Here is a 14,399-nt window from a genome sequence, read left to right on the forward strand (position 1 = left end):
ATCAAAATAACGAGAGTTTTGCTAACTAATCACCTACTATAATGGAAATATAAAATGGGTTCAACGATCTCAACAACAAACCCATCATCTTAAATTAAAGGGGATGATCGTCATTGATGATTCGTTATTACAATGAAGAAGATAGAAAAGATGTGTTGAATATTTTTAACCAATCTCAACATTCTCCCATGTCATTAGAGCGATTTAGAACTCTGGATCAAGAAGCACAGCGTTCGGATTACTGGAAGCGCCTGGTTTTAGAAGTGGAAAATTCAATCGTTGCTTATGCTAACTTGATAAAACGGCCTGGCTTAAGAAACGGATATTTGTTTGCAACGATTCAAGTAGACGTCAATCATCGCCGAAAAGGTTATGGAACCGCACTATGGCATCGCTTATGGAAAATCATTCAGGATCAGAAACCCAAAGGGCTTGAAACGGTGATTTTAGACACGGATATTGCCTCAAAAAAGTGGGCGGAATCCAAGGGTTTTCGTCTTCGATTCCATCAATTTGATTCGATTCTTGATTTAACCAACCATTGTCCAAGATTTCAGTTATCTGAAGTTCCTATTACATGCCATGGAGTCAAATATGTAAGTTTAAGCAATGAATCTCATAAAGATCAGTGGAATCGGTTATATCACCTTTTTCTTCAATTGTGTAAGGATACACCAGACTTTTACGGTGTTGAGGAGCTAAATATTGACTTTGCAAAACACTTCTTATCGTCGAGTGGTATTCGTGCAGATGGGATTTGGATCGCTAAGGACGCAGACAAATGGATCGGAATGACTGTATTAAGAGATATCAGTAAAAAAGAAATGTGGAATGCTTTTACTGGCGTATGTTCGGATTACCGGGGTCGAGGAATTGCTTCCATCCTGAAATCCATCGCTGCTGACTATGCCTACTCCCAAAACGTAAATATTCTCAGAACCTTTAACTTATCCGTAAACAAAGGGATATTAAAAATCAATCAACGTATGGGATATATTCCACAGCCAGGGCGATGGATCATGGAACGGAGTTTCATCGTACCCTGATTATTTAAGAAATGAGTCAGATACTGTTCGATTCATCTTATGGTTACATTGCTCCTCTGCCGGTTTTCCTCCAATGATATATGAAATCATTCAACACACTATGTACCTTTTGTATTAATTTATAAACTATTTGTGATATATTTAATAATAGTAAAAGGAGGAGAAATATGAATCAACCCAAGGTAGGAATGATAGGATTAGGTTCCATAGCACAAAAAGTGTATTTGCCTTTATTAAGCATTGAAAAGAACTGGAAGCTTGTAGGAGCTTACTCTCCGACTAAATCAAAAAGAGATGAACTATGTAGACAATATCGCATAGAATCATTTAATGATATGGATTCATTATTAACTGCTTGTGATGCCATATTTGTACATAGTTCTACAGATACACACTATGAAATTGTTGAAAAAGCTCTTCAAATGGGCAAAGATGTGTATGTGGATAAACCTCTTGCTGCTACTGTAGAGCAAGCAAAACGTTTAGTCGAATTAAGCAATCAATTGAATCGGAAACTTATGGTTGGATTTAATAGAAGATTTGCTCCTCTCTACGTAGAAGCGAAACAAAAGATGAGTGAAGTAGCATGGATTCGCATCGAGAAACATCGAATAAATGGAATTTACCCTAATCACACATACGACTTTACGCTCTTAGATAGCTATCTTCATCTAGTAGATACCGCCCGTTGGTTAGGAGCAACTTCCATCTCGGATGGAATAATTCAAAAGACAGGGAATAATCAACTTCTCTATACTCAACATAACATGAAATCAGGAAAATACCTGATTACTACATCCATGCACCGAAAAGCAGGGACAAATTTAGAGCAATTGGAAATTGTCTCAACAGGCTCCATTATGCGAGTAAAAAATCTAGACATTATGGAAATTGAAGCGGGTGATGGCATCCAAATCAAATCTTCGGATTCATGGGAATCCATCCTTAAAAGGAGAGGATTTGAAGGGGCAGTAAATCATTTCATTGACTGCTTAATTCATGATCATGAACCTATTGTCAACGGTTGGGAAGGGCTCCAGTCTCAACAATGGGTAGAACAAATGGTAAGAAAAAATGGCTAGTATATTCATCAATGTAACGCCAAGTAATATCCATTTTCACTTTTTACATTTACTCTATTTTATAATATATTCATGCTATTCGCATTTCTTAGCAGTATCTTTTGCATAATCGATCATATCTAGAAATCAAAAAACCATTATGCTAGCAAAAAGCACTGATCTATGAGCAAAAAACAGGCACTCCACCTTCGGGCCGAGATGGAGTGCTTTTTCAAGTTTCCTAGGGAGGTAGTTCAAACTGCAAGCTCTTTTCATCTTCTATTTTTACTCCGAAACCTTAAATTCATCTTAACAGCTACTTAAATCAAACTGAACTTTCGATCCAGTGCTTCCGATAATACCTGTGGATCGATATTTCCACCGCTAATAATGATTCCGATCCGCTTTACCTGTGAGGGCAGCTTGTGAAACAACGCGGCTGCAAGCGGAACAGCCCCAGATGGTTCAATGACGATTTTCAACCGCAACAGGGCAAACTGAACAGCCGCCAGGATTTCTTCATCCGTCACGGTCAAAATATCGGCTACATGCTCTTTTACCATGGGAAAAGTCAGCTCACCCAACACTTGTGAACGAAGTCCATCGGCTATCGTAGCTGGAGGAGCGATCATCACCCGTTCCCCTTGCTTCAGAGACTGCCTGGCATCATCAGCTGTATCAGGCTCCACTCCATAAATCCGGATGGCAGGATCTTTTCCATGCGTGGCCAGGCTGGTGCCAGAAATCAATCCACCGCCGCCAACCGCTGTCATCACTGCATCCAAATCGGAAACCTGTTCAAGCAACTCCAGTGCAGCTGTCCCCGCCCCCGCAATAATCGATGGATGGTCATAGGGAGGAATGATTGTCAGTCCACGCTCTTCCGCCAACTTCTTTGCCACTTCTTCACGATCCTCGGCATGTCGGTCATAAAGCACGATTTCGGCTCCATAACCTTTTGTCGCTTCCAGCTTGACTGCGGGACAATCTTCAGGCATACAGATAACCGCTCGCGTTCCACATAACCTGGCTGCTAACGCCACTGCCTGGGCGTGGTTTCCAGAGGAATAAGCTACAACTCCATGCCTTTTCTCTTCCTCCGACAATTGCATGATCGTGTTATAAGCTCCGCGAAATTTAAACGCTCCACCCCGTTGAAAATTTTCACATTTGAGAAAAATGGTCTTGCCCGTGATTTGGTTTAATGTGCGTGATGTGATCACAGGGGTTTGATGCACTACTTCTCGAATCCGTTCATAGGCTGCCCGTATCGTTGCATATTCCATTTTTTCTGCTCCTTTTTTGTACGATACAGTCAATCCATTTCCCTTTTTTATGAAAAAGTACTCTTTATCCCTGTTATTAGAAGCTATTTCATTGCTTATATTTATACGTAACTATGCATGAAAATAAGCGGAGTTTTTCCAAGTGAGTGACTTACGAGCCCTACCCAGCGGAGAGCCGGAAAGCGAAAGATTGAAAACGCGGGCAATATCCTTTTAAGCGGTAGCGTCTTTTGCCCGCTTCTTAAGCTTCCGGCTCGGAGCGGCCTTGAGATCCTTCCTTGCAGGGCGCTGTCGGAACGAGTCGGAAAAACGGAGCGGGTATTGCATCGCTTTGTAACTCCAGGGACTTTTGAATTGACATTTAACCTCATTCGGTACGTTTCCCTTTTCTTTCCTCTCTGACATCTTTGATCCAATAATAGATCGTTGTCAGAACAAATATCACAATCAATTCCCCAATCACAAAACTTGTCATCTTCGCTCACCCTTCTCCAATTCCAGAAGTAATTGATCCACTTTTTCCGTTTTCCAGAAAATCAACATGAGCTTTTTCCGGTCCAACCACAACAGAATGAAGCACATGACCGCCAACACGGTACTTAAATCCTGTACTCCAATGTTAAAACAATAGTTGACCATCATCACATTCAATACCACCGGGAAATAACAAACCGCCCCCAGCGTTGCCGTACGGGGAATGATCAGCAAAATGGCAGACAATACCTCGCCTAATCCAATGAATATTTCATAAACACGGGAATAACCAAAAAAGCTCCAGGCCATGACAAAGCCTTCACCATTACGGGCGGCGATCTCCGGCGTTGGGACACCAAATTGGCCCGGCCAGAATTTCACCAATCCATAAAGTAAAAAGATGGCAGCCAAAAATAGACGCATCGTAGCAGGAACAGACTGTTTGAGGACACGAATCAATCGGTTTTGAGTCATGTTGCATCTTCACCTTTCTACCTCATCGATCTCCAGGAACCTCTCGCGAATCTCGGGAGTCGGAATCATACAGGTTTCGCTTTTTCCAAAAAAGCGGTACCTTCGCTTGGCAAACCAGCGATACAATACATCCCGAACCGGTTTAGGTACCAACATAAAAAGATACAATCCCTTCCAAACCCCATCCATTTTCCTGCAAATACGCAAGATGGCTGTGGATTCAGAATAGTAACGATCGTCTTCGATCAAGACAATGGAATCAAGCGATGGCCGTTGAATCTGGTAAGCAGAAAAAAGCGCCTGTGCCACTTTGGACTGTAGGGATGCAAATCGAAAATGCCCTTTTTTGTCCCGCTTAATCACAAACTGAACGGCACCATTACAAAAGTGACAAACTCCATCAAACAGAATGATGGAGTGCCTGTCCAGATCCTCAGGGAGGTGATTCATGTTTCAGCCTCCTTTCATCACTGCCCTATTCTTATTTTCATGGAAAAACCTTAAATATGGCTTAACGCAGCATTAAAAGAAGATTAACAAGTTTCCGTTATATGCTGGTTTTCGTAATGAAAAAGGGGTTCTGCTTTCTATAAAGCAGAGGGATGGGTTCCTTACGAAGTGTCTGTGATGGTACAGAAGTTGTCACGGAGGAAGGAATCCATCCCGAAGCGCAGGAGAAATGTATCCATATTTTCGGAAAATTTCAGATTAATATAACTTGTTGACAAAGTATCCATTATATGCCGGTTTTCCTTTCCCGTTACTCCCGTTCTTTAAAAACGAGCAATAAACCATTCAGCTGGATAAGGAAAACCGAATTTGATGGACATCTCCATTAATGTACATTCCCACCTGATTCTGCCGCATAGTGGAGCTTGCCATCCAAATAGCGAACAGCCAAAGCAAACATCGCATCGGCATGCCCCTGTTCTGCCGCTTCTCTTAGCAGTTTCTCTCCTTCAAGCACGTTTTTGCGTACGGCTACACCATCGACCAAACGCCAACCCAATTCGTACATCGCATCAATATTTCCTTCTTCAATCGCTTTTCTAAGCCACATTTCTCCTTCTTCCACATTTTGCTCCAGACCGTCACCATCAAGTAAGCGCCAACCCAATGTTTTCATGGCCATTGGATGACCCATTTCGGCAGATTGGCGCATCAATCGCTCCCCTTCCCCAGGATCTTCGCTAGCGATTTTTCCATCCATGATAAACAATCCCAAACAGTACATCGCTTTGACATCCCCAGCCAACATCGCTTCTCTCAGCAACTTTTCCCCTTCAGCCCGATCTTTAGTCGGGGTACAACCTTGAATGATACGCCAGCCCAATTCACACTTTGACACAACATGATTTTGAGCGATGGCTTTTCTAAGCCACATTTCTCCTTCTTCCGGATTGGGATCCACGCCATCGCCATCAATTAAACGCCAGCCCAATTGGCACATCGCTGCTGGGTATTCCAATTTCGCTGCCTTACGCAACCACTCTTCGCCTTCACCTGGATGATCTTCAGGGATTTTTCCAGATAACATCCACCCAGCCAGATAATACATGGCATAAAGATCGCCTAAAATGGCTGCCTGCTTCAACCATCTCTTCCCTTTCAATACATCTTGCTTGAGTCCTTCACCTTCAATCAAGCGCCAGCCCAGTTCATACATAGCGATCTCATCTCCAGCATCGATCGCTTTTCTGAGCCACATTTCCCCTTCTTCCACATTTTTCTCCATATCCTTTCCATCGATCAAACGCCAGCCTAACGAACGCATCGCTCCCGGTTCACCAGCTTCAGCAGCCCACCGTAGAAGCTTCTCTCCTTCTTTCGGATCAGCTTGCGGCACTTTTCCGTCCAAAATGCGAAAGCCCAAGTAATAAGTCGCTCTTAAATCGCCCTGTTCCATCGCTTGCCTTAACAATTTTTCTCCTTCCATGACGTTTTGTTTTACCCCTGCTCCTTCAATCAGGCGCCAGCCCAGTTCACGCATCCCATAAGTACTGCCTGCCTCGATGGCTTTCAGGATCAAATCTTGTCCTTCGACAGGGTCTTTGGTCCCAACTTTCCCGTCAATTAACCGCCAGCCCAGGTTAACCATGGCTGCTGTATTTCCAGCAGCAATCGCTTTACGCAGCCACTTTTCTCCTTCTTCTTTTTTCTCCGTAAAATCAATCAACCGCCAGCCCAACTCATTCATCGCCACTACATCGCCGTCTTCGATCGCTTCTCTCAGCCACTTTTCTCCTTCTTCCATATTCCGTTCAATTCCCGTTCCATCAAACAAACGCCAGCCCAGACCTCTTTTGGCGTAGAGATAGCCTCTTTCTGCCGCTTCTCTCATCCATTTTTCTCCTTCAGTCGGATTGGCTGCCAGCCCCACTCCATCCATCAATCGCCAACCCAGTTCATACATGGAAGGAAGATGCCCCATGGAAGCACCTTTTCGCAGCCATTTCTCTCCTTCAGCGATCATGAGATTATACTGTTTATCCACTCAACTCCACTCTCCCTTTACATTTGTTAATGTAGGATTTGTTGCATAACTAAGCCGATCATCGTTTTTGAACGTTCTCCCGCTCTTGTTTGGCGCAAAAGTCGATCCTACACAAAAACGATTCGCTCAAAGAGTAGATGCCATAACGGTTTCTAATCCATTAATGCAACAAGGCCTATCTAGAAAACGGCTTTCTTCCGATTGGTTTCTTTCTTTTTCTACTAACGAAAATGTCTATTGATTTACAATGTAACAAATTATATATAACATATCTATTTTGCCAGAAAAATAGTCAACCAAGCAGGCCATTTTATTCAGATTGTTGACAAAGTTACCGTTATATGCCGCTTTTCCTTTTCCGTTTCACTCTCGCTCAATCAATACAAGCCAAAGTCGTTCAACTGGTAAAGGAACCTGGTTTATCAACAATACATCTTATTATTCTTATTTTGCATATTCTATTGACTTTCAATAATGATTATTTATAGTAATAATACTGGCTCTTTTACGAAATTATTTTTTATCTGTATGCATGGCCTACAAAATGGAGAGGTCGATGATCCAGGGAGGAATAGGGATGAATGGGGGACAAACAAAGTCATTTCATGATTTTATAGAACATTTGGTATCTTCATCTTCACCTTTTCTTTTGCGAAAAGGGTTACCGCCTGAATGGAAAGATATTTCTTTACATCAATCCATTTATCAGCAAAACCCCATCCTATATGGACTATTAAGCCTTTCTGAAAAAGCATTGCCTGAGCAGCGTGAACGGATTTTATTCCAGTTGTTACGGAGTACATGGCAACATTTTGGCCAGGAACAGAGAAACATTTTGCAACGGATTGTATCCTTCTTGTGCACGATCCTTCATCCTGATCAAGTCCTGCGCGTTTTCCTGGCACTGAGGAGGGAACGTGCGAATTACAAACATGTACGCCATACCATTTTACGTTTTATCCTCAATCATCCACAAGCGCTCGATATGAGCAAACGACGCCGGCGTGCCGTTGTGGATGCCGTTGAACATGCTTTAGGTAAAAATGTCGCTCGCGCCTGCTTTCGCTATCTGTCTTCATCAGATACCGAAAAACAGAAGTATCTACGGAAAAATCTATTAAAATACCATTCCGATCCAGAGCGGGTACGTAAGATTTTTGCCACTCTTTACAGACAGAAAGAGGAACAAAATCCATCCAATGAAAACGGGACTTCTTATACAGAAACCCATCAGCCATTGGTGAAAGCCTTTGCTTTTGAACGTCCTACAACTGTTACTGCCACAAACCGGGGAGAAATTGCAGCTGCAATTGCGCATTTATATGGTAACAGCCCGGAAAAAAAGGAGATGTATCTCCAAACGATTGAAACAGCGGTCGCCATGGAAGCTGAACGTGTTCCTCACTACGATGGGAAAGTGGTATGCATTCTGGATGCTTCTGCTTCCACTCGCGGCTATGGTGAACGCGAATTCTGCTGTCTGTCACAATCACTTGCGCTAACCAAAGTATTGAAAAAAGTCTGTCCCAACTTTACATTGCTCACGGTTGGTGGTGAAGGAGATTTTCCGGAGCCTAAGGGAACGACGGATTTGGCTGGTCCGCTGATCACAGCCCTGGAAACAGAACCGGATCTGGTGATGATCATATCCGATGGGTATGAAAACCATCATGCTGGCGATTTGGCCAGAGTACTGGCTACATTAAAGCAAATGAAAATCCAGACACCCATTGTATTTTGCCATAGCAAATTTTCTTATGCAGATCATCTGGAATTGCGTCGTCCCGCTCCAAACATCCAGGAATTCTCTTTCTGGCATCAGGCTGATTTTGCCGAATTGCTATTATCTTTATGGATCTATGTTGGAAAGGAAGATAGTTTGCAAGCGGCACAAAACTATCTGCTTAAAAAACTTTCTCAATGGGAAGAGGAGTTTTAGAGATGGAATGGCAAACATTAACCAAAGAGTTATTTGACTTATCGGAGTATCGGCTTGGTCTCCCACAGCGCTCCGGTGTAATGACCGTCATCCCGATCTTTGGGCCTGAAGCAGAAGGAGCGTTTTCTCCTCCTCTGATAGGATTAAGGCTCAATCGTGTTGTGGGATATGGAAATGTGGAATTATCGAATGTATCTGAGGAAGCGGTCGCCGTTGTTCCATTGCATATGGGCTATATTCAGGATGGGGCACAAAACCATGCACTATGTCGCTCAGCGCTGCTGCCTCCGGGAAAAACAATCACGATGAATGATGCATGCTGTGTCCAGCAATCCCAAGGCGGCTATCTGAAAGGAAAAGAGCAGTGGTTCTTTATCCTGCCCCTTCAGCTTCGCAGCCAGGCATTGGCGTTAAGGGGAAAAAACGACTTTGGCAAGCTCTGGCCTGATATCAGTCTGCTCAATGAACGTTTTCATTTACCCAAACGGGGACACCTGGAGCAAATCATTAGCCGGGAGCGTGGGTATCTCAATCAGTATCAAAGCCGGTTTGAACTTCTCTCTGAACAGATTGGCGCCATCTTTTTCATACGGGATGAACTGGTCGGATTGGAAATTGCTCCTACCTATCAATATTTCCGTGAATTGTGGATGCCTTTGGTCTGCTTTTGCTACGGTGTAGCGGCTATGTGGGAAGAAAGAATCAATGGAGGCAATGAAGCGGGTCCTCCTTCACCTTTTGAAGCGAAAAATTTAACAGAGTTAAGAGCGGAACTGGAGAATGCACGGAGTGAGTATGAACAGAAACTGTTAACCAAATTATCCTCTGCAAAACTGGGAAATTATGAAGTCAAAGAAGAAGACACCTACTTGAATTTCAGATTAAAAACATTGATTGGAACGAATTTCGCTGGACAATTTGTGGAAGAAGTTGAACCGGTTGGACGCATTTTCCATTCTCATCAACAAAAACGGATCATCTATGCCTCCATTTTTTCGATCTATTCTTTGTAGAAACATATTGACTTTCCTATAAAATTTCTATATTATGTACATGGTAGGAACTGAGTTGGGCTATGCAGGCTTACCCGATCCAGTGCCAAATTGGATTAGACTGTCATTCCGAGGACAGTAAGTGGCTGCTATAGCGCTGACCGCCTGTCCTACATGATTTATGAAGTCAAGCCTCTAGTGGTTGTGCTAGAGGCTTTTTATTTTATGGAGGTTCTATCATGTTACAATATGATTTTAATCAGCTCATTGATCGTTATCATACTGCATCCGAAAAATGGGATGGAGTCGAAGAAGTGTTCGGGGAATCAGATCTTCTTCCCTTGTGGGTAGCTGACATGGATTTCAGAAGCCCTGTTCCTGTCATTGAAGCGATCAAGCAAAGAGCTGAACACGGAATTTTTGGCTATACCCTTCGGCCCGAATCCTATTATGAAGCCATCATACAATGGACGCAAAAAAGGCATCATTGGTCCATACAAAGAGAATGGATCTGCTTCAGTCCCGGAATCGTACCGGCATTAAGTTTCATCGTTCAACATTTTTCCAAACCTGGAGATAAAGTTTTAATCCAACCCCCTGTATACGCTCCATTTGCACAGGTAGTCACAAGACATGGCCGTGAGCTCGTCACCAATCCGCTTCAATATACCTATGGGCGATACCAAATGGATTTTGCTGACTTACAGCAAAAATTGGATCATGGTGTCAGATTATTGATTCTCTGCAGTCCGCATAATCCGGTTGGACGTGTATGGACAAAGGAAGAACTTACCCGTTTGGGAGAAATGTGCTTGGAGCGAAATGTCCTTGTCGTATCAGATGAAATTCATTGTGATCTCGTCTACAAAGGATACACCCATACACCTTTTGGAGCGATTTCGGAAGATTTCGCCCAGAACACGATTATCTGCACATCACCAAGCAAAACTTTTAATTTGGCTGGCTTGCATACTTCTAACATTATCATTCCAAATCCCAGATTAAGACAGATTTTCAAAAAAGCAATCGAAGACCATTATTTGCAATTCACCAATACATTTGGAGTTCTGGCAACTGAAAGTGCTTATCGATATGGAGAATCATGGCTAGATCAATGTTTGGAATACGTGTCCAAAAACCTTGAATTTCTAATCCAATATTTAGAAAAACATATTCCAGAGATCCAAGTAGTCAAACCAGAAGGAACCTATTTGGTATGGCTTGATTGCCGCAATCTTGGAATGGATGCAAAAACACTTCATCAATTGCTGTTAAAACAGGCAAAAGTCGCTTTATCTGAAGGATCCACTTTCGGCCAAGAAGGAGAAGGATTTGTCAGAATCAATATTGCCTGCCCACGCTCTATACTTAGAGAAGGATTACAACGGATAGAGACCGCAATCAAAAACTGTCGATGAACAATTCATTTGCCTTGGGTGCCCGCCATAACGGAAACGGACTGCGCATGCTAACCCAAGGCCCCCCGCCTTCAAGCATTGGAAGTGTCAATTTCTATCTGATGACACCTGTATCTTTTCCATACAGGTGCCATCTGACTGTTAATCAAGGCTCCATTTCAGCTCTTTTTATGAGAAAATCCCCTCTTACTCTTTGACAGCAAACTTGAATTTGCTCCAAGGCTTGAGATACTTCAATAAAAAAACCTCATCATCCACAATTTTTCCAACCACATTGGTTTTCCCTGAATTTTTCATGGGCTGAAGGGCAATTTGCAGTTCACCCTTGTATTGACCGTACAGCTCATTATCAATGAGCAGGTCTCCTTTTTTCATATCCACCGTATTATGTGGCGGGAAACTTTCCGCCTTATATTTTACACGACTTCGCGTGGAGCGAATGAGATAGTCAGAGACATCGCCCCGATAAAAATGCGTCTCTTCCAAAACAATCTTTCTTTCCAAATCGGTAATATCTTCCGATAACTCCACATGAAAAGTGATAACCTCCCGATCAACTTGGCTGAGTGCTTTCAACTCTTCTTCGGAAGCATACGCATTGGCGATAATGACATCGTCGATTAAGCCGGTGGCAAATAAATGTTTGGCTTGTACATCAATGGGCAATTCCCGATGCATTTCCAGTGTGCACAGCCCTTCCATAACCGGCCAGGGACCGAAGGTAGCCGAATGGGAATTGACGAAAGCAGCTGTACGAATTCCCAAATCCTTGAATTGCTGACTGCACTTGACAAAGAAGTCATACGATAAACCGGAATATCGATGCGGATAAAAGTTATGACAGCCCCATAGATTGTCGCGGTTAGGCTGACAACTCAAAATTTGATCCACATACCTGGTCCCCTGGCTCATATTGATTTCAATCTTCAAGCCATAGGGATTGCAAGTCATGGCTGCTTCTTCATGACCGGTAAAGCCCAGGTCCAGACGGATCCCATAAGCACCCAGTTCGTGGAAGAAGGATAAATCGTCATAAGATACATTCAATTTTCGCAATACCGGCGGGGCCACATCCAAAATGACCTGCATGCCCAGATCATTGGCAAAATGGATGATCTCCTTAAATCGGTTCATGATTTCTTCTTTATTTCCATCGACTGACAATAAACAGGTAAAAATCCGACGAAATCCATACTGAGAAGCCATTTTTATGTACGCTTTATCTTTCTCTGGCGTGGAGTGTTCCGGATAAATGGAAATCCCTAATTGCTTCATGGTTGTTCATCCACCTCACTGGACTTGATTTTTTGATCAGACAGGAAATGAAAATGCCACTTTCTTCTCTCTACAAAAACAATACTATACTTTTCCCTGCACTACAAAGATTCTTTCAAATCAGAAACCCCCACCTACGTTAGCGTAGATGGGGGAAGTTCATGCCCCGTCCCAGATATTGTATCGCCAGCTCTCTATAGAAGGAGATCGATCGTATATAAGCATCAACATCTACCCATTCATTCGGTTGATGCGCCAACTTTTCATCGCCCGGTCCATAAATGAGGGTGGGAATGGTACTTTGCGGATTTAACACGGAACCATCCGTATAATAGGAAACACCGTACACATCATCTTCTGACAACCCTTTGATTTGTAAAGCCGTTTGTATGATATCGGAGGAGGTGGAGCTTAAGATTGGAGCCCGATCCAATAACATGCGAACTTCCGCCCGAAAACCATTGATTTCTTTGGAAAGCGCTTCTGCTTTTTGTTTAATCTCACGGATCAGATCCAGATGGGATTGAGGAGGGACACTGCGAATATCCAAATGAATCACACATCGGTCCGGAATCACATTGGTTTGGATTCCACCATGCATCTGTGTAACAGTTATACTGCTTTTTCCCAGAATACGCTCTTCTTTTCTCCACTCGTGTTCATATATCTTTAGTTGCTCAATGAATTGAATCATATGTTCAATCGCATTGATCCCCTGGTCAGGCATGGAGCCGTGGGCCGTTTTTCCAAAGCAGGTGACTTCCAGCCATAGCGCACCTTTATGTCCGATCACCACTTTTTCATGGGTTGGTTCACCAATGACGATCGCGTCCACATCGTCAACCCCGATTTCTTCCCTATACCGGCGTGCCCCACAGCTATCCACTTCTTCACCAGCCGTTGCCAGCAAAATTACATCGCCATCCAACTTCATTGCATCACGATATAACGATTCGATCGCCAGTACCATCGCGGCCAAGCCGCTTTTCATGTCTGAAGCGCCCCGACCATATAAACGGTTGTCTACCAACTCCCCAGAGAAAGGAGGATATGTCCACGCAGTCCAGTCGCCTGTAGCCACCGTATCCATATGGCCACAGAAAAAAAGCTTTTTCCGTCCCGTTCCTGTCAGGCGAACCTCCAGGTTGCTCCGTCCATCTTCGATCTGCATCACTTGGAAAGGCAAGTGTATACGCTCAAAACGTCTCGCCAGCCATTCTGTAACCCGATGCTCATGACCAGGTGGATTGGTACTGTCAATTCGGATCATCTCTTGTAAAAACTGAATCGCATCCCTGGTATCCACAATCTCAGCCATTTTTACTCTCCCCTTAAAATCTGCATTTTTAAGGGGGTCACTTTCCAGCCATTGACTGGAGCCAAATCTTGCGAGCAAGTCGAAAGGGCAACTACCACATCGGTCAATGCTACAAGTTCCACATAATCTCCCGGTTTGGATAAGGGTTCATGAATTTCATAATCCCAATTTTCATCCAAGACGTTATTCATAAACCAGTTAATCGGATCAGGAAGGCAAGCTGGGCGAATATGATATTTCTCTAACGCCCGAACCAGGTTGTCATGGCAGTTTGGATGATCCTCAAGCCCAAAATCGACTTTATAGCGATAATAGTCACATGCAGGAAAGAAGAAATCATGCCGGCCCACTGTATCCTTAACCAGCTGCATCAGTGGCCTGCGCCGGTTGCTGTAGAGATAATCGCCTTCTTTTAATCGAATACTGCTCAAGGAAGCGCGCATATGCACAGGAGATACATGTTCGGTTGGATCCTGGTAATCAAAGCAAACAAAGTCGCCTACCTGTTTTCCTTCTACATCAATTATACAAAGATGTTCCCCTTTTCTGACCAATACACTGCGTCCTTCATATGGAGGAATAAAAATTTCTTCCATGATTTGATAGCCAGTCAACGTCATTT

Annotated in this window: 12 protein-coding genes; 5 read left to right on the forward strand and 7 right to left on the reverse strand. The window is 43.3% G+C overall.

Annotated elements, in window-relative coordinates; translation table 11 throughout:
• The first annotated feature begins 116 nt into the window (after positions 1-116).
• A complete protein-coding gene (locus BMZ78_RS15425) occupies positions 117-1,046 on the forward strand; it encodes a GNAT family N-acetyltransferase (RefSeq protein ID WP_245739875.1) in 930 nt (309 codons plus the stop codon).
• Between the two features lie 167 nt (positions 1,047-1,213).
• Positions 1,214-2,128: a Gfo/Idh/MocA family protein gene (locus BMZ78_RS15430; RefSeq protein ID WP_093231309.1), complete on the forward strand. Its 915-nt coding sequence runs from the start codon at positions 1,214-1,216 to the stop codon at positions 2,126-2,128.
• A 299-nt stretch (positions 2,129-2,427) separates the two neighbouring features.
• Here BMZ78_RS15430 and BMZ78_RS15435 read toward each other — a convergent pair whose 3' ends face one another.
• From BMZ78_RS15435 to BMZ78_RS15450, 4 genes are all read right to left on the reverse strand, one after another.
• Entirely contained in the window at positions 2,428-3,393 is a 966-nt protein-coding gene (locus BMZ78_RS15435) for a threo-3-hydroxy-L-aspartate ammonia-lyase (protein WP_093231310.1), read from the reverse strand.
• A 471-nt stretch (positions 3,394-3,864) separates the two neighbouring features.
• Positions 3,865-4,341, reverse strand: a complete 477-nt coding sequence (locus BMZ78_RS15440; protein ID WP_093231311.1) for a hypothetical protein — start codon at positions 4,339-4,341, stop codon at positions 3,865-3,867.
• Between the two features lie 9 nt (positions 4,342-4,350).
• Positions 4,351-4,791, reverse strand: coding sequence for a thiol-disulfide oxidoreductase DCC family protein (locus BMZ78_RS15445; protein WP_093231312.1), 441 nt, complete (start codon positions 4,789-4,791; stop codon positions 4,351-4,353).
• Positions 4,792-5,176: 385 nt separating this feature from the next.
• On the reverse strand, positions 5,177-6,835 hold the full coding sequence (locus tag BMZ78_RS15450; RefSeq protein WP_093231313.1) for a tetratricopeptide repeat protein: 1,659 nt from the start codon (positions 6,833-6,835) through the stop codon (positions 5,177-5,179).
• 577 nt (positions 6,836-7,412) lie between these two features.
• Between BMZ78_RS15450 and BMZ78_RS15455 the strand changes: the two genes are divergently transcribed.
• From BMZ78_RS15455 to BMZ78_RS15465, 3 genes are all read left to right on the forward strand, one after another.
• Complete coding sequence (locus BMZ78_RS15455) at positions 7,413-8,774, forward strand: hypothetical protein (protein WP_093231314.1); 1,362 nt, start codon at positions 7,413-7,415, stop codon at positions 8,772-8,774.
• A 2-nt stretch (positions 8,775-8,776) separates the two neighbouring features.
• Positions 8,777-9,787, forward strand: a complete 1,011-nt coding sequence (locus BMZ78_RS15460; RefSeq protein WP_093231315.1) for an ARPP-1 family domain-containing protein — start codon at positions 8,777-8,779, stop codon at positions 9,785-9,787.
• 218 nt (positions 9,788-10,005) lie between these two features.
• Positions 10,006-11,184 carry a MalY/PatB family protein gene (locus tag BMZ78_RS15465; protein WP_093231316.1) on the forward strand — a complete coding sequence of 393 codons (1,179 nt, stop codon included), beginning with the start codon at positions 10,006-10,008 and terminating at the stop codon, positions 11,182-11,184.
• A gap of 186 nt (positions 11,185-11,370) precedes the next feature.
• On the opposite strand, the gene BMZ78_RS15470 is transcribed toward BMZ78_RS15465, so the two are convergent.
• The 3 genes from BMZ78_RS15470 to BMZ78_RS15480 form a co-directional block, all read right to left on the reverse strand.
• The gene (locus BMZ78_RS15470; RefSeq protein WP_093231317.1) at positions 11,371-12,459 is read right to left on the reverse strand and encodes a DUF871 domain-containing protein; all 1,089 of its coding nucleotides are present in this window, start codon (positions 12,457-12,459) and stop codon (positions 11,371-11,373) included.
• A 139-nt stretch (positions 12,460-12,598) separates the two neighbouring features.
• Positions 12,599-13,777, reverse strand: coding sequence for a M20 family metallopeptidase (locus BMZ78_RS15475; protein ID WP_093231318.1), 1,179 nt, complete (start codon positions 13,775-13,777; stop codon positions 12,599-12,601).
• 2 nt (positions 13,778-13,779) lie between these two features.
• Positions 13,780-14,397 carry a DUF1989 domain-containing protein gene (locus BMZ78_RS15480; protein WP_093231319.1) on the reverse strand — a complete coding sequence of 206 codons (618 nt, stop codon included), beginning with the start codon at positions 14,395-14,397 and terminating at the stop codon, positions 13,780-13,782.
• Positions 14,398-14,399 lie beyond the last annotated feature (2 nt).

The organism is Thermoflavimicrobium dichotomicum (assembly GCF_900114055.1).
Classification (GTDB): Bacteria; Bacillota; Bacilli; order Thermoactinomycetales; family Thermoactinomycetaceae; genus Thermoflavimicrobium; species Thermoflavimicrobium dichotomicum.